The following is a 16,888-nucleotide window of genomic DNA, read 5'->3' as shown; positions in this document are numbered from 1 at the left end:
GTACCGCCACCTCTCGTCCGCGCCGCTGACCGCGGCCGTCCTCGTTACCGTCCTGCGACCGTATCGCGGTCGTGGCGTGAGGGGATCACACCGCGACGAGGGGTGAGGAGGCGGTGGCGGCGCGTCTCATCCCTCGGCGAGACGCGCCTCGATGTGCGCCACCTTCGCGGTCAACGCGTCGGTCACGCCGGGGCGCAGGTCGGCCTTGAGCACCAGGCTGACCCGGGGCGCCTGGGCCGCGACGGTGTCGACGGCCCGCTTCACCACCGCCATCACCTCGTCCCACTCACCCTCGACAGTGGTGAACATGGCATCGGTCCGGTTCGGCAGGCCGGACTCGCGGACCACCCGGACGGCGTCGGCGACCGGGTCGCCCACGGACTCACCCACGCCGAGCGGGGTGATGGAGAACGCGACAAGCATGCCGACGATGGTGTCAGTAATTCGGGTGCGGGTGTCGGTGGCGTCGGGTTAGCGTGTCGGCATGCGCAACTGACGCCCTTCCTCCGAGCCGGTCCGCCGCCGTAGCTGCCGCGGACCCGTCCTGCTCCGGGCGTCCGCATCCCGTCCCGCCGCCGTTGTTCGCGGTGTCTGTCGCGGTCGGATCGCACCGGATCGCACCCGCTCGGCGCGTCCCACTACGGCGCGCCCCCGGCGCGACCGTGGTCGGCGCGCCCGACAGACAGGAGGCCCGCGGATGCCCGCGAAGCGCAACCCGAAGAAGTCCCGCAAGCCGTCGTCGTCCCCGCTGGGGCTGACGCCGACGGATCTCGACGCGCTCACCGTGTCCCCGCCGACGCCGGTGACCCTGTCCGGTTCGACGCCCGGTTCGGCGTTGGCCGGTCCGGTGTCGGCTGGTTCAGCGCCGGTCGGGTCGGAGCCGGCTGGTTCGACGTCGGCTGGTTCGACGTCGGCTCGCTCGGCACCGAAGGCCGGCCCGTCCGCCGGCCGCGACGCCCGGTTGGCCGGCCGTAGCCAGCGAGCCGGCCAGAACCGGTTCTACGCCTTCCGGCGCAGCTGATCCTCACCCGTCCCCGATCTCCGCGCACCCCCGTCACGGGGGTGCGCGGAGATCGCAACAGATCTTGGAAGCTTCCGGCCCCGCCAAGGGCCGTTTCCTTCCAAGATCGCCCCGCGGCGCGTCGATCATGAGGTTGGCAGCGACAAAACGGACAGGGAACGCCGTCAACTTCATGATCGCCGGGCCGGGAGGGGGCGCGGGGGAGGGGTCAGCCGATCAGGGGGCGGAAGGTGCCCAGGAGGATGCTCGTGGTCAGGGCGGCACCGGCGAGCAGGGCGGCGGCGAGCACGAGCAGGGCGTCCGCGCGGGTGAAGCGCTGTCGGCGGGCGACCGTACGCGGGGTTCCCGCGTCGAAGCCCCGGGCGTCCATCGCCACGGCCAGCCGGGTGCCGCGCCGGATCGCGCCGACCAGCAGCGTGAACGCGGTGGACGCGAAGAGCCGCAGCTTGGCCACCGGGTTGCGGCCGGCGTCCACGCCCCGGGCCCGGCGGGCCATGCTGATCATCCGCCACTCCTGTTCGAGGAGCGGCACCAGCCGGAACGCGGCCAGCGCGCCGATGGCGAACCGGGCCGGCGCCTTCGCGTTCTGGATCAGCGCGTCGGCCAGTTCGGTCGGGTCCGTGGTGGCGAACACGATGATGCCGGGCAGCGCCACCGCGAGCATGCGCAGCACCAGCCCCAGCGCGGTGACCAGGACGCCCTGGGTGACCAGCACCGGCCCGGCCTCGACCAGCACCGGCCCGGACCGGTCGGCGGCGAAGAGCACCAGCGTGACCAGGATGCCGACGGCGGCGGCCAGCAGCGGCCACGCCCGGCGGGCGAGCACCCGGTAGCGGACCCCGAACAGCGGCAGCACGGCCAGCTCGACCGCGATGGCGATGGCCGGCGCGACCGGGTCCAGCGTCGCCACCAGCACGATGGTGAACACCATCGCGGCGGCCAGCTTCGCCACCGGGTTGCGCCGGGCCAGCGGGGCGCCCGGCGTCGCCACCGGCTCCAGGTCGATCACGTCGCACCCGCCCCTCGGCCCGGCGGTGACGGACGCCGCGCCGAACCGGGACGGCCCGGCGGTGACGGGTGCCGCGCCGAACCGGGAGGGCCCGGCGGTGACGGGTGCCGCGCCGAACCGGGACGGCCCGGCTCGTGGGACCCGGCCGGGCGGTCCAGGGTGAGCGTCCGGTCGGCCAGCGCGGCGACGAAGTCGGCGTCGTGGGTCACCGTGACCACGCCGTGGCCGGCGTCGCGCAGCTCGGCGAGCAGGTCGATCAGTTCCCGCCAGGTGCGCCGGTCCTGGCCGAACGTGGGCTCGTCGCAGATCAGCAGGCGGGGCGCGGTGGCCAGGGCGGTCGCCACGCTCAGCCGCCGCGCCTCGCCACCGGAGAGGGTGTACGGGTTGGCGCCGGCCAGCCGGTCCAGTCGCAGCCGGTGCAGCAGCGCGTCCACGGTGGCGGTGACCGCCGCCTCGGACTGCCCGGTCCGGCGCGGGCCGAGCGCCAGTTCGTCGCGGACCGTACCGGTGACGAACTGGTGCTCCGGGTCCTGGAAGACCGAGCCGATCCGGCGGGCCAGCGCCGGCGCCCGCCAGCGGTGCGGGGGAGTGCGCGCGTCCCGCCCGGCCAGTTCCGTGGCCGCGGTGACCGTGCCGGTGCCGGGGCGCAGCAGGCCGCCGAGGAGCAGCGCCAGCGTGGACTTGCCGGCGCCGTTCGGGCCGAGGACGGCGAGCGCCTCGCCGGCGCGTACCCGAAGGTCGGTGGGGGCCAGCCGGGGCGGCAGGCCGAGCCGGTCGGCGGTGAGCAGCACGTCGCCGGCCGGCGCGGTGGCGTGTCGCGGCGGCACGGTGTGCCCGGGCACCCAGACCCCGGCGGCGGCCAGCGCCTCGCCGTGCGCGGCGAAGACCGCGCCGGGCGGCCCGTCGGCGCGCACGCCGCCACCCGGTTCCAGCACCACCACGCGGTCGACGAGCGGCAGCGCCTCGGCGACCCGGTGCTCCACCAGGATCAGCGTGGTGTCCGGGTCGAGCGCGTCCGCGACCGCCCGGCGGATCAGCGCGGCGCCGGCCGGGTCGAGGTTGGCGGTCGGCTCGTCGAGCAGCAGCAGTCCGGGACGCAGCGCGAGCGCCCCGGCGAGGGCCAGCCGCTGCTGCTCGCCGCCGCTGAGCGCGGCGGTCGGGCGGTCCCGGGGGTAGGGGAAGCCGACCCGGCGCAACGCCTCGTCGACCCGGGGCCAGATCTCCTCGGCCGGCACCCCGCGGTTCTCCAGCCCGAACGCGACGTCGTCGCCGGAGCGGGCCATCACGAGCTGGGTCTCCGGGTCCTGGAACACCACGCCGACGCGTTCGCGGGCCTTGCGCGGGTCCAGCCCGTCGATCTCGACGGCGCCCTCCTGCTCGCCGGAGTCCTCCGGCAGCAGCCCGGCCAGCGCCGCCAGCAGCGTGCTCTTGCCCGCACCGGAGGCCCCGAGCAGCAGCACCCGCTCCCCGCTCTCGACGCGCAGGTCAACCCCACGCACCGCCCAGCGCTTCCGCCCCCCGTGCCGCCACCCGAACCCCCGCAGAACCACCCCACTCACCGCGCCACCCCCTCCCCAGCCTCGTTGATCAAGGAGTTCGCGTCAGGGAAACCGCCCGCCGCCGACGCAAACTCCTTGATCAACGGCGGGAACCCGTCAGACCAGGGCGCGGTCGCGGCCGGCGGGGAAGCGGTCCAGGACGCCGGTGTTGGCCAGGGCGCGGGTGAGCAGGTGGGCGCCGAGGCCGGCGATCACGGTGGCGCTGACGATCGTGATGAGCGCGTACGGGATGCGGTAGGAGGTCAGCTCGTACGCCTTGTTCCAGTAGACGAAGTCGAAGATCGCCGCGCCCAGGCCGGTCAGCGCGCCGGCCAGGACCGCCACCGGCAGCTTGAACGAGCGGTAGCGGAAGGCGGCGAACGCCAACTCCGCGCCGATGCCCTGCATCAGGCCCTGGAGGATCACGATGCCCGCCCACTGGCTGCCCAGCAGCGCGGAGACGATCGCGGCCACCGTCTCGCAGTAGAGCGCGGCACCCGGCTTGCGGATGATCAGGCCGGCGAGCACCGCCGGGATCAGCCACACGCCGTAGAGCACCGCCTGCGCGGGCGGAAAGAACGCGAACGCCGCGTCGGTGGCGCTCCAGAGCAGGCCCCAGGCCCAGAAGACGACGCCGAAGGCGACGGCGATGACCGAGGCGACGACGATGTCGACGGTACGCCAGCGGTTGCTGTCGGTGTGGTTCACGGTGGCTCCCAGTTCGTGGTGAGGAACCAGGAGAAGACGCACGCCGCGCCCGGAATGCCGGACGTCGACGCGGCTGGAGGTCGACCGAACTCCCTGCGCTGGCATTACCCAGATCAGGTTCGAGGGTCTGCGGGCACCGGCCCGCACTCTCAGCGCTGTGCGCTCCCCTGTCGGATGTGAAGTTGTCTCGTCGCAGACGCTAGCACCGACGTCGGGGCCGGGCCCAGCAGGGCGACTGTCGGTAGGCTGGCGATCATGCGGGTCGAGGCGCGAAATCTGACGTTCGAGGTACGCACCGGCGGCCCCGAGGGCGGCGACCCCGTCCTGCTGCTGCACGGCTTTCCGCAGCACGCCGGCGAGTGGGACGCGGTGACGCCCGCGCTGCACGCCGCCGGGCTGCGCACGTACGCGCTCGACCAGCGCGGCTACTCGCCCGGCGCGCGGCCGGCGGCGGTCGAGGCGTACCGGATCCCGGAGATGGTGGCCGACGCGGCGGCCGTGCTGGACGCGCTCGGGGTGACCGCCGCGCACCTGGTCGGCCACGACTGGGGCGCGATCGTGGCCTGGGGCCTCGCGGCGGCGCACCCGGAGCGGGTGCGGACGCTGACCGCGGTGTCGGTGCCGCACCCGGCCGCGATGGGCCACGCGCTCGCCAACGATCCCCGGCAGAAGGCCAAGTCCGCCTACATGGCGCTGTTCCGGATGCCGGGCAAGGCGGAGAAGGTGCTGCTGGCGCTGCACGGCGCCGTGCTGCGCCGGATGCTGCGCGGCGTCGGCGACGCGGCCACCGTCGCCCGGTACGCCGACCCGATGCGGGAGCCGGGGGCGCTCACCGCGGCGCTGAACTGGTACCGCGCGATGAGCGGGTCGGACATGAAGGCGGTCGGCCCGGTGGCGGTGCCGACCACGTACGTCTGGAGCGACAGGGACGTGGCGGTCGGCCGGACCGCCGCCGAGGCGTGCGCGGGACACGTCACCGGCGACTACCGGTTCGTGACCCTGTCCGGCGTCAGCCACTGGATCCCCGACGAGGCCCCGGGCCCGCTGGTCGAGGCGGTCCTGGCCCGGGTCCGAGGGACGGAGGAGGCATGACGGTGAGCGCCGAGGCGTACCTGGCGACGGTGACGTCGACGATGCAGCGGGTGGCCACCGAGCAGCGGGGGAACGTGGCGGAGGCGGCCGATCTGATCGTGGCGGCGCTCCGTGCCGACGGGGTGGTGCACGCGTTCGGCACCGGGCACTCCGAGGCGCTCGCCATGGAGATCGCCGGCCGCGCCGGCGGGCTGGTGCCCACCAACCGCATCGCGCTGCGCGACCTGGTCCTGCACGGCGGCGAGCCGGCCGACGTGCTCGGCCCGAAGCTGGAACGCGAGCCGGCGGTGGCGCACCGGCTCTACGAGCTGGCCCCGGTCCGGCCGCCGGACGTGTTCGTGCTCGCCTCCAACTCGGGCGTGAACGGGGCGATGGTCGAGTTCGCGTCGATCGTGAAGCAGCGCGGGCACGGGCTGGTGGCGATCACGTCGGCGCGGCACTCGGCGCGGATGACCTCGCGGCACCCGTCCGGGCGGAAGTTGGCCGACTTCGCCGACGTGGTGCTGGACAACGGCGCCCCGTACGGCGACGCCACGCTGCCGTTGCCCGGCGGTGGCGCGGTCGGCGCGGTCTCGTCGATCACCGCCGCGCTGCTGGCCCAGCAGATCACCGTCGAGGTGGTGGCCCGGCTGGTGGCGGCGGGGGAGCGACCGCCGGTCTACCTGTCCGCCAACATCACCGGCGGCGACGAGTACAACGCCGAACTGGAAGCCCGGTACGCGGGGCGGATCCGCCGGGGATCGTGAGCCGGTTTCGCGAGCGCCCGAATCGGGCACAGGCGCTGCTGCCGGCGGGTGTTCACCCGCCGGCCGTGCCGTCTTCACCGGAGGTTCGCGAGTGTCCAAGGAATCCGAGAAGCAGCGCTGGCAGCGCAACTTCGCCGATCTGTTGCAGGAGCTGCGCGTCGCGCAGACCGGCGTGCAGATCCTCTTCGCCTTCTTGCTGACGCTGCCGTTCAGCAACGGGTTCACCCGGACCACCGAGTTCCAGCGTGACGTCTACATCGTGGCGTTGCTGGCCGCCGCCGCGTCCGCCGCGATGATCATCTCGCCGGTGGCGTTCCACCGGGCGCTGTTCCGGCAGGGCCGCAAGCCGGAGCTGGTCCGCTTCGCCCACCGGATGGCCACCGGCGGCCTGTTCTTCATGCTGATCGCGATGGTCAGCTCGGTGCTGCTGGTCAGCGACTTCGTGCTGGACCGGCCCATCGCGTTCCTGCTCAGCGCGCTCACCGGCATCTGGTTCCTGACGTTCTGGGCGATCCTGCCGTTCGCGCGGCGCAACTGGGGTGAGGACGACGTCGACGACGATGACGACGACCCGCAGACGCTGGCCGGCGACTGAGGGTCCGCCAAATCGGACGTGCACGCGACGCTACCCCTGGGTAACACCCGGGGGTAGCGTCGTTTTCGTCGAGCGCGTCGATCGCAGCCGGACCGACCATCCAGGAGGCAGCCGTGACCACGACACAGAACAACGCCGACGGGGTGGGACCGCTGCCCACCGAGGCCGGCCAGGTCTCCGAGAAGGAGGCCCGCCAGGTCGCCGAGGCGGCCCGCGAGGCGGCCTGGGACCGGCCCAGTTTCGGCAAGGAACTCTTCCTCGGCCGGTTCCGGCTCGACCTGATCAACCCGTGGCCCCGGTCCGACCCGGCCGACGTGGCCCGCGCGCAGGAGTTCCTCGACGCGTTCGGGGCGTACCTGGGCGCCGAGGTGGACGGCGCGGCGATCGAGCGCGACGCGCGGATCCCGGACGACGTGTTCCACGGCATGGCCCGGCTCGGCGCGTTCGGCATGAAGATCGACCGGAAGTACGGCGGCCTCGGGCTCAGCAACCTGCACTACTGTCGGGCGTTGATGCTCGCCGGTTCGGTGAGCCCGGCGATCGGCGCGCTGCTCTCCGCGCACCAGTCGATCGGCGTGCCGCAGCCGCTGAAGATGTTCGGCACGCCCGAGCAGAAGGACCGTTTCCTGCCCCGGCTGGCCGCCGGCGAGGTCTCCGCGTTCCTGCTCACCGAGCCGGACGTCGGCTCCGACCCGGCGCGGCTGGCCACCACCGCCGAGCCCACCGAGGACGGCACCGGCTACCGGCTCAACGGGGTGAAGCTCTGGGCCACCAACGGCACGGTCGCCACCCTGCTGGTGGTGATGGCCCGGGTGCCAGCCACCGAGGGACGGCGCGGCGGGATCACCGCGTTCGTGGTCGAGGGCGACAGCGAGGGCATCACGGTGGAACGGCGTAACTCCTTCGTCGGGCTGCGCGGCCTGGAGAACAGCCTCACCCGGTTCCACGACGTGGTGGTGCCGGCCGAGAACGTGATCGGCGGCGAGGGTAAGGGCCTGAAGATCGCGCTGACCACGCTGAACACCGGCCGGCTGTCGTTGCCGGCGATGTGCGTGGGCGCCGGCAAGTGGGCGCTGAACGTGGCCCGGGAGTGGGCCGCCGACCGGGTCCAGTGGGGCCGGCCGGTCGGCGAGCACGAGGCGGTGGCGAAGAAGCTGTCGTTCATCGCCGCCACCACGTACGGCATGGAGTCGATGCTGGACCTGTCCTGCCTGCTCGCCGACGACGACCGCAACGACATCCGGATCGAGGCGGCGCTGGTCAAGCTCTACGCCAGCGAGATGGCGTGGCGGATCGCCGACGAGCTGATCCAGATCCGGGGCGGGCGCGGCTACGAGACGGCCGACTCACTCGAAGCCCGGGGCGAACGACCGGCCGCGGTCGAGCAGCTCCTGCGGGACCTGCGGATCAACCGGATCTTCGAGGGCTCCACCGAGATCATGCACCTGCTGATCGCCCGCGAGGCGGTCGACGCGCACCTCTCGGTGGCCGGCGACATCATCGACCCGGACGCCGGCCTTGGCCGCAAGGCCGCCGCCGGTGCGCGGGCCGGCGCCTTCTACGCGAAGTGGCTGCCGACGCTCGCGGTCGGCAAGGGGCAGGCGCCCGGGGCGTACCAGGAGTTCGGGCCGCTGGCCGGGCACCTGCGGCACGTCGAGCGGACCTCCCGCAAGCTGGCCCGGTCGACGTTCTACGCGATGTCCCGGTGGCAGGGGAAGATGGAGCGCAAGCAGGCGTTCCTCGGCCGGGTGGTGGACATCGGCGCGGAGCTGTTCGCGATGTCCGCGGTCTGCGTCCGGGCGTACGCCGAGCGGCTCGAACACCCGGAGAACATCGAGCTGGCCGACCTGTTCTGCCGCCAGGCGCGGCTGCGCGTCGACGAGCTGTTCACCGGCCTCTGGTCGAACACCGACTCGGTCGACGTGGCCGCCGCGAAGCGGATCGTCGCCGGCCGCTACGCCTCGGTAGAGACCGGCGTGATCACCCCACCAACCGACCTCCCCTGGGTGGCCCCCTGGACCCCAGGCCCCTCCACCGCCCACGACGTCCGCCGCCGACTGTGAAAGGAGGGGCCCCCTGTTAACGCCTCCGGTAGAGGAGGGGGCCCCTTTTAACACCCGCTCAGCGGCGGGCGATGGCCCAGGCGATCACCGCGGCGAGGATCAGGCCGTTGAGGGCGGCCAGCACCAGGTAGGCCGCCGGCGGGATCTTGCGGCCCTTGCGGACGAAACTCACCAGCACGCCCGCGTAGGCCAGCAGCAGCACGGCCACGACGATCAGGAAGTACAGCACCGGGACACCCTACCGGCCGGTGCGTAACCCCAGTCCGCGCAGCTCCAGCGCGGCGAGCGCGTCGACGGTGGCGTCGTCGCCGCGCCGCCACGCCTCGGCCACGTCCGGCGCGATCCGCTGGAGCTTCGACAGCGGCTGACCGGTGAGCGCGCGCAACGCCAGCAGGTCCCGGCCGGCGGGCGCGGCGGACATCGCCTTCGCCGCGCCGGCCCGGCGCATCCAGCGCACCCGCAGCGGCAGCCAGCCGAACAACACCAGGCCGAGCGGGAACACCAGCACCGCGACGGTCAACGCGAGCGCCAACTGGCCGACCAGCTCCTGCTGGTCCCGGCCGGCCTCGGCCATCGCGCGCGCGGCGTCGGCGGCCCGGGTGAAGGGCGCGGTCAGCTCGTCGCCGACCAGCGGCACCCGGCCCACCTTGCCGCCGGCGTCGGCCAGGTTGTCGGCGAGGCCGCCGCCGGCGCCCTCCAGCTTCTGCCCGGGTACGGCGAGCTTCTCGACCAGGTCGTGCAGCCAGAGCGCGAAGCGGATCGCCGCGTACACCCAGACGACCACGAGCAGGTCGGTCAGGAGCTGGCGGAGGGCGGTCGGGAAACGGTCGGCGTAGATCTTCACGCCGGACAGCCTGCCACGGCGCGGCCCCGGCGGCACCGGTCGGATTTACCGGCCGGCGCAGGCCGGGCAGGTGCCGAAGATCTCCAGGGTGTGGCTGACCTCGGTGAAGCCGTGCTCGGCGGAGATGCGGTCCGCCCACTTCTCCACCGCCGGCCCGGCCACCTCGACGGTACGACCGCAGCCCCGGCAGACCAGGTGGTGGTGGTGCCCGTCGTCGCTGCACCGCCGGTAGAGGTGCTCGCCACCCGGCGGGCGCATCACGTCGATCTCGCCGGCGTCGGCGAGCACCTGCAACGTCCGGTAGACCGTGGTCAGCCCGATCCGGTCGCCCCTTCGGCGCAGCATGGCGTGCAGGTCCTGGGCGCTGTGGAAGCCCTCGACCTCGTCCAGCAGCGCGCTCACCGCGCTGCGTTGCCGGGTGGTACGCGGCGTGCCGGTGGTCATGCCGGTCCCTCCCCGGCGTGGCTGACCGCGTCCGCCACGATGTGCGCGACGTGCTCGTCGACGAGCGCGTACGCGATCTCCCGGCCGCGTCGCGAGCCGCGCACCACCCCGGCGCCGCGCAACACCCGCAGGTGCTGGGAGACCAGCGGCTGCGGGGCGCCGAGCGTCTCGACCAGCTCGTGCACGCAGCGCTCGCCCTCGGCCAGCTCGCTGACGATGGCGAGCCGGATCGGGGCCGAGAGGGCACGGAGCAGCTCGCCCGCGCCCTCGAAGGCGTCGTACCCGTTGGTCCCGGTCACTCCGTAACGATAACCACTGCCGGTTGGGACGCTCTCATCCGAGCAGCACCTCGTGCTCGGCCGGTTCGACCGGCGCGGGAGTCGGCGTCGCCCGGCCGCGGCGTCGCCGCAGCGCCCGCCCGCCGGCGGCCAGCAGCGCCACCACCAGGAACGAGCCGATCGCCACCAGCACCACCGAGGCGCCCGGCGCGGTGTCGGCCGTGGCGGCCACCCACACCCCGGCCCCGGCCGCGAACAGGCCCAACGCCATGGCCGCCGTCATGGTGGACCGGAAGCCGCGGGTCACCTGCTGGGCGGTGGCCACCGGCACCACCATCAACGCGCTGATCAGCAGCACGCCGACCGCCCGCATGGCGATGGTCACGGTCACCGCGGTGCCCACCGCGAGGAGCAGGTTCAGCGCCCGCACCGGCAGGCCGGAGACGCGCGCGTACTCCTCGTCGTGGCAGACCGCGAACAGCGCCGGGCGCAGCACCAGCATGGTCACCAGCAGCACCGCGCCGAGCACGCCGATGGTGACCAGGTCGCCCTGCGACGTGGTGGTCAGCGACCCGAAGAGGTACGCGTTGAGCGACCCGCTGCTGGCGTCGGAGAGGCCGACGAGCATCACGCCGCCGGCGATGCCGCCGTAGAACAGCAACGCCAGCGCGAGGTCGCCGGAGGTGCGCCCGTACGCGCGGACCAGCTCGATGACGACCGCGCCGAGCGTGGCGGCGAGCACCGCCACCAGCACCGGGGAGCGGTTGAGCAGCAGCCCGGCGCCGACGCCGGTGAGCGCCACGTGCCCGATGCCGTCGCCGATCAACGCCAGCCGGCGCTGCACCAGGTAGATGCCGAGCGCCGGCGCGGCCAGGCCGATGACCAGCGCGCCGACCAGGGCACGGAGCATGAAGTCGTACTGGAAGAGGTCCATCTCAGATGCTCCTCCAGAGCCCGGCGGGCTCCTCGTCGCAGTGCGGGTGCACGTGCTCGTGGTCCGGGTCGGCGTGGTGGCCGGCCGGCTCGGGCACCGCGCCGTCGTGGGCGATCCCGCCCTGGTGCACCACCACGGCCCGGCTGATCAGCGGGCGCAGCGGCCCCAGCTCGTGGGCGACCAGCAGCACCGTGCCGCCGCCGTCGCGGAACCCGCGCAGCGCCCCGGCGAACGCCTCCTGGCTGGCCGCGTCCACGCCGGCGGTCGGTTCGTCCAGCACCAGCAGCTCCGGGCCGCCGGCGAGCGCGCGGGCGATCAGGGCGCGCTGCTGCTGGCCGCCGGAGAGCGTGGCGACCGGGTCACCGGCCCGGTCGGCGAGCCCGACCGCGCGCAGCGCCGCCGCCACCGCCTCCCGGTCCGCCCGCCCCGCCGGCCGGAGCACGCCCCGGCGGGCCAGCCGCCCGGACGCCACCACCTCGGCCACCGTGGCGGGCACCCCGCCGCCGGCGCCGAGCCGCTGTGGGACGTACCCGATGCGGTGCCACTGCCGGAAGCGGCGCTGCGGCGTGCCGAACAGGGTGACCGACCCGGCGCCGAGCGGCACCAGGCCGAGCGCGGCGCGGACCAGCGTCGACTTGCCGGAGCCGTTGGCGCCGAGCACGGCGACCACCTCGCCGGCGGCCAGCGCCAGCGAGACGTCCCGCAGCACCGGCCGGCCGTCGTAGCCGACGGTGGCGTGCGCGATGTCGATCACGGGTGATGAGGTCATGAGCAGTCCAGGGCGGTTCGCAGGGTCTGGAGGTTGGCGCGCATGGCCGACAGGTAGTCGCCCTCGGCGGGCGGGCCCTCGATCGGGTCCAGGACCGCGGTCTTCGCCCCGACCTCCCGGGCGATCGTCTCGGCGACCTTCGGGCTGACCAGCGTCTCGAAGAAGATCGTACCGGCCTGGTGCGCCCGGGCCTCCCGCGCGACCTCGGCGAGCCGCTGCGGGGAGGGTTCGGCCTCCGGGGTGAGGCCGGTGAGCCCGATCTGCTCCAGCTTGTAGTGCTCGGCCAGGTAACCGAAGGCGGTGTGACTGGTCACGATCTCCCGGCGCTGGCAGGTACGCAGGCCCTCGGCGTACTCGGTGTCGAGCGTCGTCAGCTCGGCGCGCAGCGCGCCGGCCCGGGCGGTGTAGTCGGCGGCGTGGTCCGGGTCGACCGCGCCGAGGCGTCCGGCGAGCCTGTCGCCGACGGTGGCCAGCCGGGTCGGGTCGAGCCAGAGGTGCGGGTCCTTGCCGCCGCCCTCCTCCTCGTGCCCGGCCTCGCCCTCGCCCTCGCCCTCGTGCTCGTGGCCGCCGCCGGCGGCGTCGAGCAGCGGGGCGACACCGGCCACGTCGAACGCGCGGTCGCCGCCGTTCTGCTCGACCGCCTCGTCCACCGCCGGCTGGAAGCCGGTCAGGTAGACGATCAGCTCGGCGTCGACCACCTGGCCGACCTGGCGGGGGTTCAGCTCCAGGTCGTGCGGCTCCGCGCCGGGCTTGGTCAGGTTGCCGACCACGACCCGGTCGCCGCCGACGCGCTCGGTCAGGAACTGGAGCGGGTAGAACGCGGCCACCACGTCGACCCGGTCCGGGTCCTTGCCGCCGCCGCCGTCGCCGTCCGAGCAGGCGCTGAGCCCGCCCAGGGCGAGCAGGGCGGCGATGGCGGCGGTCAGGACGCGGGGGGTGGCGCGGGCGGTCATGGGAGCAACTGTCCGCGATAACGAAAACTATTGTCAAAAACGCATGCTTGCATGTCAGCGCGGGTCGCCCGACCCGGAGCGGCTCAGCCGACCGTCAGCTTCGCCAGCGCCACCGCGATCAACAGGGTGAGCATCAGCAGCCGCAGTACCCGGGTCGCCGGCCGCTGCACCGGCCAGGTGACCGACATCAACGCGGCCAGCCCGGCCGCCAGCACCAACAGCAGGACGCCGCCGGCCGGGCCGGGCGCGAAGAGGCCGACCAGCACCAGCACCAGCGCGGCGAGGAACACCGCCGTCGGGTTGAGCCGGGCCAACCGGGACAGCACGGGACTCTGCGTACGCTGCATGCCACAAACTCTACGAGGAGGAACGCCGTGCTGGTCACCAACCGGTTCGTGGTGGACGCCGAAACGGCTGACGAGTTCACCCGGGAGGCGCACGCCGCGCTGGCCGCGCTCGCCGCCCGCCCCGGCTACCTGCGCGGCGAACTGCTCCGGGCGCTGGACGACCCGGCCCACTGGTGCCTGCTCACCGAGTGGGAGTCGGTCGGGGCGTACCGGCGGGCGCTGGGCGGGTTCGACGTCAAGGTCACCGCCGTGCCGCTGCTCGCCCGATCCGTGGACGAGCCGTCGGCGTACGAGACGCTCGCCAACGCCGCCCCGCAGGGCGAGATCGTCGTCGTCGCCAGTGATCGTGCCGCAGGCCCGTACCGCTGAGTCCGGGGGCACTACCCTGGCGCGTATGACCGCTCCCGGACCGGCCGCGCCGCCCCCGCCACCCGCGCCGCCCGGCACGCCGCCGGCCGCCCCGGCGGAGCCGGGCGTGCCCGCGCCGCCGCCCGGTCCCGGCGTCGCGCCGCCGTTCGCCGCCCCGCCCACCGAGGGCGGGCGGGCCCGGCTCTGGCTCGGCCTCGGCGTCGGCGCGCTGGCCGTGGTGCTCTGCTGCGGCGGGGGCGGCGCGGCCGTGGTCGGGCTGGCGGTGAGCAACGTGCAGGCGGTCGGCGAGCAGGGCCGGGCCGTCACCGACGACTACTACCAGGCGCTTGTCGCCCGGGAGTGGTCCAAGGCGTACGACCGGCTCTGCGACGACGCCCGGCGACGCGAGTCCCGGCCGGAGTTCGCGCGGCGGGCCGCCACCGAGCCGCAGATCTCCGGCTACCGGGTGGGCAAGGTCGACACCACCACGCTGACCGTGCCGGTGGACGTCACGCTGGCCGGTGGGCGGCGGGAGGCGCAGACCGTCACGCTGGCGCCCGACCGGCAGACCGGCGGCATGGAGGTCTGCGGGGTGAGCTGACCGGCCCCCGGTATTCTGCTGGGCTCGGGGCGGCGGCGGTCGTACCGTGGTCCCGAACAGCCCGGTTCCATCCATCTCGACCGCGCCGACCGCCAGCCGGCGTAGGAGGAAACATGCCAGCCGACCGTATCGACGCCGTCGTCAGCCTCGCCAAGCGCCGGGGCTTCGTCTTCCCCTCCAGTGAGATCTACGGGGGCACCCGGTCGGCGTGGGACTACGGTCCGCTCGGCGTCGAGCTGAAGGAGAACGTCCGCCGGCAGTGGTGGCGGACCATGGTCCAGCAGCGCGACGACGTGGTCGGCCTCGACTCGGCGGTCATCCTGGCCCGCAAGGTCTGGGAGGCCAGCGGCCACATCGCCGAGTTCGTCGACCCGCTCACCGAGTGCCAGTCCTGCCACAAGCGGTTCCGGGCCGACCACCTGGAAGAGGCGTACGAGGCCAAGCACGGCAAGCCGCTGACCTCGCTGACGGAGCTGAACTGCCCCAACTGCGGCAACAAGGGCACCTTCACCGAGCCGAAGATGTTCAACGGCCTGATGAAGACCTACCTGGGCCCGGTGGAGAGCGACGAGGGCCTGCACTACCTGCGCCCGGAGACCGCCCAGGGCATCTTCGTCAACTACAAGAACGTGGAGACGGTCGCCCGCAAGAAGCCGCCGTTCGGCATCGCGCAGACCGGCAAGTCGTTCCGCAACGAGATCACCCCGGGCAACTTCATCTTCCGCACCCGCGAGTTCGAGCAGATGGAGATGGAGTTCTTCGTCGAGCCGGGCACCGACGAGCAGTGGCACGAATACTGGCTTCAGGAGCGCTGGAACTGGTACCTCGACCTCGGCCTGTCCGAGGAGAACCTGCGCTTCTACGAGCACCCCAAGGACAAGCTCTCCCACTACTCGAAGCGCACCGTCGACATCGAGTACAAGTTCCGCTTCGGCGGCACCGAGTTCGCCGAGCTGGAGGGCATCGCCAACCGCACCGACTTCGACCTCTCCACGCACAGCAAGCACTCCGGCGTCGACCTGTCGTACTTCGACCAGACGAAGCAGGAACGCTGGATGCCGTACGTGATCGAGCCGGCCGCCGGCCTCACCCGCGCGGTGCTGGCGTTCCTGCTGGAGGCGTACGACGAGGACGAGGCGCCGAACACCAAGGGCGGCGTGGACAAGCGCACCGTGATGCGCTTCGACCCGCGACTGGCCCCGGTGAAGGTGGCGGTGCTGCCGCTGTCCCGCAACGAGGCGCTCTCGCCCAAGGCCAAGCAGCTCGCCGCCGACCTGCGCAAGCGCTGGGTGGTCGAGTTCGACGACTCGCAGGCGATCGGCCGCCGCTACCGCCGCCAGGACGAGATCGGCACGCCGTTCTGCGTCACCGTCGACTTCGACACGCTCGACGACAACGCGGTGACGGTCCGGAACCGGGACACCATGGCCCAGGAGCGCGTCGCCCTGGACCAGGTCGAGCGCTACCTGATCGAGCGCCTCCCCGGCTGCTGAGTGGTGTAAGGCGGGGGCCCTTCTTAACGCTTTCGGTAGAGGAAGGGCCCCCGCTTAACACCCCGCCGCCGGGGCGGCATGGACCACTACGGTTGCGCCGAGACCCTGGCGGGAAGCGTGCGCCTGCTCCACCGTCCGGCGTACCCGCTGGGGCTCGCGCCGGATCTGCGCCGGGGTGAAGTGCAGGATCATCACTCCGAGTCGGCTCAGCTCGTTGTGGCGGTCGAGCGTGCGCGCCCAGCCTTCCGGGCTGAAGTGGTACTCCCGCGAGTCGACCTCCAGCGCCAGCGCCGACTCGGCGAGGTAACCGTCGGGTGTCGGGAGCGTGTTCCCATCACCGGTCGTCAACCGTGGGTTCCAGACGATCGCCGGGAGCAGCCGGCTCTCGGCGAGGCAGTCCCGCAACTCGGCCTCCGGTGCGGAGCGGGTGCCGGCCGTCACCTCGTGGAAGGCCTTCCGGATCAGCGCCGTACGGCTGCGCCTCGCCCGGATGATCTCCTCGTCCAAGGCGGCCAGGTCGGTGAAACTCCGCTGGACGGCCTCGGCCACGATCGCCCGCACCGTCCGCAGGTCGCGCAGGTCACGGGCGGCGTCGACGACGGCCCTCGCGGGCGAGCAGACCGGGTAGTGGTCGGTCGGACGCGCCTTCGGATCGAGCGACAGGGCCCGGGACACCCGCACGTGACCGGTCGACTTACGGCTCGTCTCGTGTGGGACGAGCAGGTGTACGTCGGTGGTCCGCGGACTGTATCGGAAGCCGTACCAGGAGAGCGCGGACAGCCCGGTCAGCTGGGCGCCCCGGCCGGCGTACAGGGCGGCGGAAATCCGTCGCTGTTCGTCGGTCAGCACGCCGGTGACCAGGGCGTACGTCGCCGGCAGGACGCGTTGCCAACGGCCCCGACGGGTCTGTCGGTAGATGAACATGTCGTCGTAGCCGGCTTCCAGCAGTTGGACGCGCGTGACCAGGTCCTGCTGGCGGTGCGCGACTTCTGCCAGCCGGGGCGGGTGATCGATCATGCGGCAAGCGTGGGGTACGCGCGGGCCGTCGTCCTGCCCGTCGCCCCGTCCTGTGGACAACCACCCTGCTTGTGGAAGCCTCGCAGCT

The 16,888-nt window shown here is 73.4% G+C and carries 21 protein-coding genes and 1 riboswitch; of the genes, 8 read left to right on the top strand and 13 right to left on the bottom strand.

Annotation, left to right across the window (positions count from 1 at the left end; genetic code table 11):
- Nucleotides 1-126 precede the first annotated feature (126 nt).
- Nucleotides 127-423, bottom strand: coding sequence for an MTH1187 family thiamine-binding protein (locus ACZ6O5_RS21350; RefSeq protein ID WP_107155720.1), 297 nt, complete (start codon nucleotides 421-423; stop codon nucleotides 127-129).
- Nucleotides 424-697: 274 nt separating this feature from the next.
- Between ACZ6O5_RS21350 and ACZ6O5_RS21345 the strand changes: the two genes are divergently transcribed.
- Nucleotides 698-1,021: a hypothetical protein gene (locus tag ACZ6O5_RS21345; protein ID WP_465979463.1), complete on the top strand. Its 324-nt coding sequence runs from the start codon at nucleotides 698-700 to the stop codon at nucleotides 1,019-1,021.
- A gap of 208 nt (nucleotides 1,022-1,229) precedes the next feature.
- Here ACZ6O5_RS21345 and ACZ6O5_RS21340 read toward each other — a convergent pair whose 3' ends face one another.
- The 3 genes from ACZ6O5_RS21340 to ACZ6O5_RS21330 all read right to left on the bottom strand — a co-directional run bounded on the left by ACZ6O5_RS21340 (nucleotide 1,230) and on the right by ACZ6O5_RS21330 (nucleotide 4,276).
- A complete protein-coding gene (locus ACZ6O5_RS21340; protein ID WP_107155722.1) occupies nucleotides 1,230-2,030 on the bottom strand; it encodes an energy-coupling factor transporter transmembrane component T family protein in 801 nt (266 codons plus the stop codon).
- Nucleotides 2,027-3,589 carry an ABC transporter ATP-binding protein gene (locus ACZ6O5_RS21335; protein ID WP_465979461.1) on the bottom strand — a complete coding sequence of 521 codons (1,563 nt, stop codon included), beginning with the start codon at nucleotides 3,587-3,589 and terminating at the stop codon, nucleotides 2,027-2,029. The genes ACZ6O5_RS21340 and ACZ6O5_RS21335 overlap by 4 nt, the downstream gene beginning before the upstream one ends.
- Nucleotides 3,590-3,685: 96 nt before the next feature.
- Nucleotides 3,686-4,276 (bottom strand): ECF transporter S component, encoded by a 591-nt coding sequence (locus ACZ6O5_RS21330; protein ID WP_465979459.1) that lies wholly within the window; start codon nucleotides 4,274-4,276, stop codon nucleotides 3,686-3,688.
- A gap of 72 nt (nucleotides 4,277-4,348) precedes the next feature.
- Nucleotides 4,349-4,455: riboswitch (TPP riboswitch) on the bottom strand.
- A gap of 76 nt (nucleotides 4,456-4,531) precedes the next feature.
- Here ACZ6O5_RS21330 and ACZ6O5_RS21325 point away from each other — a divergent pair.
- The 4 genes from ACZ6O5_RS21325 to ACZ6O5_RS21310 all read left to right on the top strand — a co-directional run bounded on the left by ACZ6O5_RS21325 (nucleotide 4,532) and on the right by ACZ6O5_RS21310 (nucleotide 8,772).
- A complete protein-coding gene (locus ACZ6O5_RS21325; protein ID WP_465979458.1) occupies nucleotides 4,532-5,368 on the top strand; it encodes an alpha/beta fold hydrolase in 837 nt (278 codons plus the stop codon).
- On the top strand, nucleotides 5,365-6,114 hold the full coding sequence (locus tag ACZ6O5_RS21320; RefSeq protein WP_465979456.1) for a sugar isomerase domain-containing protein: 750 nt from the start codon (nucleotides 5,365-5,367) through the stop codon (nucleotides 6,112-6,114). Before ACZ6O5_RS21325 ends, ACZ6O5_RS21320 begins: the two co-directional genes overlap by 4 nt.
- 91 nt (nucleotides 6,115-6,205) lie before the next feature.
- Complete coding sequence (locus ACZ6O5_RS21315) at nucleotides 6,206-6,709, top strand: DUF6328 family protein (protein WP_465979454.1); 504 nt, start codon at nucleotides 6,206-6,208, stop codon at nucleotides 6,707-6,709.
- A 113-nt stretch (nucleotides 6,710-6,822) separates the two neighbouring features.
- The gene (locus tag ACZ6O5_RS21310; RefSeq protein WP_465979452.1) at nucleotides 6,823-8,772 is read left to right on the top strand and encodes an acyl-CoA dehydrogenase family protein; all 1,950 of its coding nucleotides are present in this window, start codon (nucleotides 6,823-6,825) and stop codon (nucleotides 8,770-8,772) included.
- A 58-nt stretch (nucleotides 8,773-8,830) separates the two neighbouring features.
- On the opposite strand, the gene ACZ6O5_RS21305 is transcribed toward ACZ6O5_RS21310, so the two are convergent.
- From ACZ6O5_RS21305 to ACZ6O5_RS21270, 8 genes are all read right to left on the bottom strand, one after another.
- On the bottom strand, nucleotides 8,831-9,001 hold the full coding sequence (locus tag ACZ6O5_RS21305) for a hypothetical protein (protein WP_199199561.1): 171 nt from the start codon (nucleotides 8,999-9,001) through the stop codon (nucleotides 8,831-8,833).
- Nucleotides 9,002-9,010: 9 nt separating this feature from the next.
- A complete protein-coding gene (locus ACZ6O5_RS21300) occupies nucleotides 9,011-9,616 on the bottom strand; it encodes a hypothetical protein (protein ID WP_465979450.1) in 606 nt (201 codons plus the stop codon).
- 45 nt (nucleotides 9,617-9,661) lie between these two features.
- Nucleotides 9,662-10,060 (bottom strand): Fur family transcriptional regulator, encoded by a 399-nt coding sequence (locus ACZ6O5_RS21295; protein ID WP_281937165.1) that lies wholly within the window; start codon nucleotides 10,058-10,060, stop codon nucleotides 9,662-9,664.
- Nucleotides 10,057-10,359, bottom strand: coding sequence for an ArsR/SmtB family transcription factor (locus tag ACZ6O5_RS21290; RefSeq protein ID WP_107155730.1), 303 nt, complete (start codon nucleotides 10,357-10,359; stop codon nucleotides 10,057-10,059). The genes ACZ6O5_RS21295 and ACZ6O5_RS21290 overlap by 4 nt, the downstream gene beginning before the upstream one ends.
- 34 nt (nucleotides 10,360-10,393) lie before the next feature.
- Nucleotides 10,394-11,272: a metal ABC transporter permease gene (locus ACZ6O5_RS21285; protein WP_465979447.1), complete on the bottom strand. Its 879-nt coding sequence runs from the start codon at nucleotides 11,270-11,272 to the stop codon at nucleotides 10,394-10,396.
- A gap of 1 nt (nucleotide 11,273) precedes the next feature.
- Entirely contained in the window at nucleotides 11,274-12,041 is a 768-nt protein-coding gene (locus ACZ6O5_RS21280) for a metal ABC transporter ATP-binding protein (RefSeq protein ID WP_465979445.1), read from the bottom strand.
- On the bottom strand, nucleotides 12,038-12,994 hold the full coding sequence (locus ACZ6O5_RS21275; RefSeq protein ID WP_465979443.1) for a metal ABC transporter substrate-binding protein: 957 nt from the start codon (nucleotides 12,992-12,994) through the stop codon (nucleotides 12,038-12,040). Before ACZ6O5_RS21275 ends, ACZ6O5_RS21280 begins: the two co-directional genes overlap by 4 nt.
- A gap of 83 nt (nucleotides 12,995-13,077) precedes the next feature.
- Entirely contained in the window at nucleotides 13,078-13,341 is a 264-nt protein-coding gene (locus tag ACZ6O5_RS21270; protein ID WP_465979441.1) for a DUF6703 family protein, read from the bottom strand.
- A 27-nt stretch (nucleotides 13,342-13,368) separates the two neighbouring features.
- Between ACZ6O5_RS21270 and ACZ6O5_RS21265 the strand changes: the two genes are divergently transcribed.
- From ACZ6O5_RS21265 to ACZ6O5_RS21255, 3 genes are all read left to right on the top strand, one after another.
- Entirely contained in the window at nucleotides 13,369-13,710 is a 342-nt protein-coding gene (locus ACZ6O5_RS21265; protein WP_107155735.1) for an antibiotic biosynthesis monooxygenase family protein, read from the top strand.
- A 106-nt stretch (nucleotides 13,711-13,816) separates the two neighbouring features.
- Nucleotides 13,817-14,290: an Rv0361 family membrane protein gene (locus ACZ6O5_RS21260; RefSeq protein WP_465979582.1), complete on the top strand. Its 474-nt coding sequence runs from the start codon at nucleotides 13,817-13,819 to the stop codon at nucleotides 14,288-14,290.
- Between the two features lie 113 nt (nucleotides 14,291-14,403).
- Entirely contained in the window at nucleotides 14,404-15,783 is a 1,380-nt protein-coding gene (locus tag ACZ6O5_RS21255; protein WP_465979439.1) for a glycine--tRNA ligase, read from the top strand.
- Nucleotides 15,784-15,837: 54 nt separating this feature from the next.
- Here ACZ6O5_RS21255 and ACZ6O5_RS21250 read toward each other — a convergent pair whose 3' ends face one another.
- Entirely contained in the window at nucleotides 15,838-16,800 is a 963-nt protein-coding gene (locus ACZ6O5_RS21250) for a type IV toxin-antitoxin system AbiEi family antitoxin domain-containing protein (protein ID WP_465979437.1), read from the bottom strand.
- Between the last annotated feature and the right edge of the window lie 88 nt (nucleotides 16,801-16,888).

Source organism: Micromonospora sp. NPDC049201, from assembly GCF_055586805.1.
Note: the sequence above shows the minus strand (reverse complement) of the source record. Positions and strands in the feature narration are given on the sequence as shown.

Excerpts from the sequence above, each read along its gene's own strand:
- ACZ6O5_RS21295 (WP_281937165.1), bottom strand. The coding sequence starts at position 10,060 with ATGACCACCGGCACGCCGCGTACCACCCGGCAACGCAGCGCGGTGAGC.
- ACZ6O5_RS21320 (WP_465979456.1), top strand. The coding sequence starts at position 5,365 with ATGACGGTGAGCGCCGAGGCGTACCTGGCGACGGTGACGTCGACGATG.
- ACZ6O5_RS21350 (WP_107155720.1), bottom strand. The coding sequence starts at position 423 with ATGCTTGTCGCGTTCTCCATCACCCCGCTCGGCGTGGGTGAGTCCGTG.
- ACZ6O5_RS21275 (WP_465979443.1), bottom strand. The coding sequence starts at position 12,994 with ATGACCGCCCGCGCCACCCCCCGCGTCCTGACCGCCGCCATCGCCGCC.
- ACZ6O5_RS21270 (WP_465979441.1), bottom strand. The coding sequence starts at position 13,341 with ATGCAGCGTACGCAGAGTCCCGTGCTGTCCCGGTTGGCCCGGCTCAAC.
- ACZ6O5_RS21250 (WP_465979437.1), bottom strand. The coding sequence starts at position 16,800 with ATGATCGATCACCCGCCCCGGCTGGCAGAAGTCGCGCACCGCCAGCAG.
- ACZ6O5_RS21280 (WP_465979445.1), bottom strand. The coding sequence starts at position 12,041 with ATGACCTCATCACCCGTGATCGACATCGCGCACGCCACCGTCGGCTAC.
- ACZ6O5_RS21325 (WP_465979458.1), top strand. The coding sequence starts at position 4,532 with ATGCGGGTCGAGGCGCGAAATCTGACGTTCGAGGTACGCACCGGCGGC.
- ACZ6O5_RS21285 (WP_465979447.1), bottom strand. The coding sequence starts at position 11,272 with ATGGACCTCTTCCAGTACGACTTCATGCTCCGTGCCCTGGTCGGCGCG.
- ACZ6O5_RS21255 (WP_465979439.1), top strand. The coding sequence starts at position 14,404 with ATGCCAGCCGACCGTATCGACGCCGTCGTCAGCCTCGCCAAGCGCCGG.
- ACZ6O5_RS21345 (WP_465979463.1), top strand. The coding sequence starts at position 698 with ATGCCCGCGAAGCGCAACCCGAAGAAGTCCCGCAAGCCGTCGTCGTCC.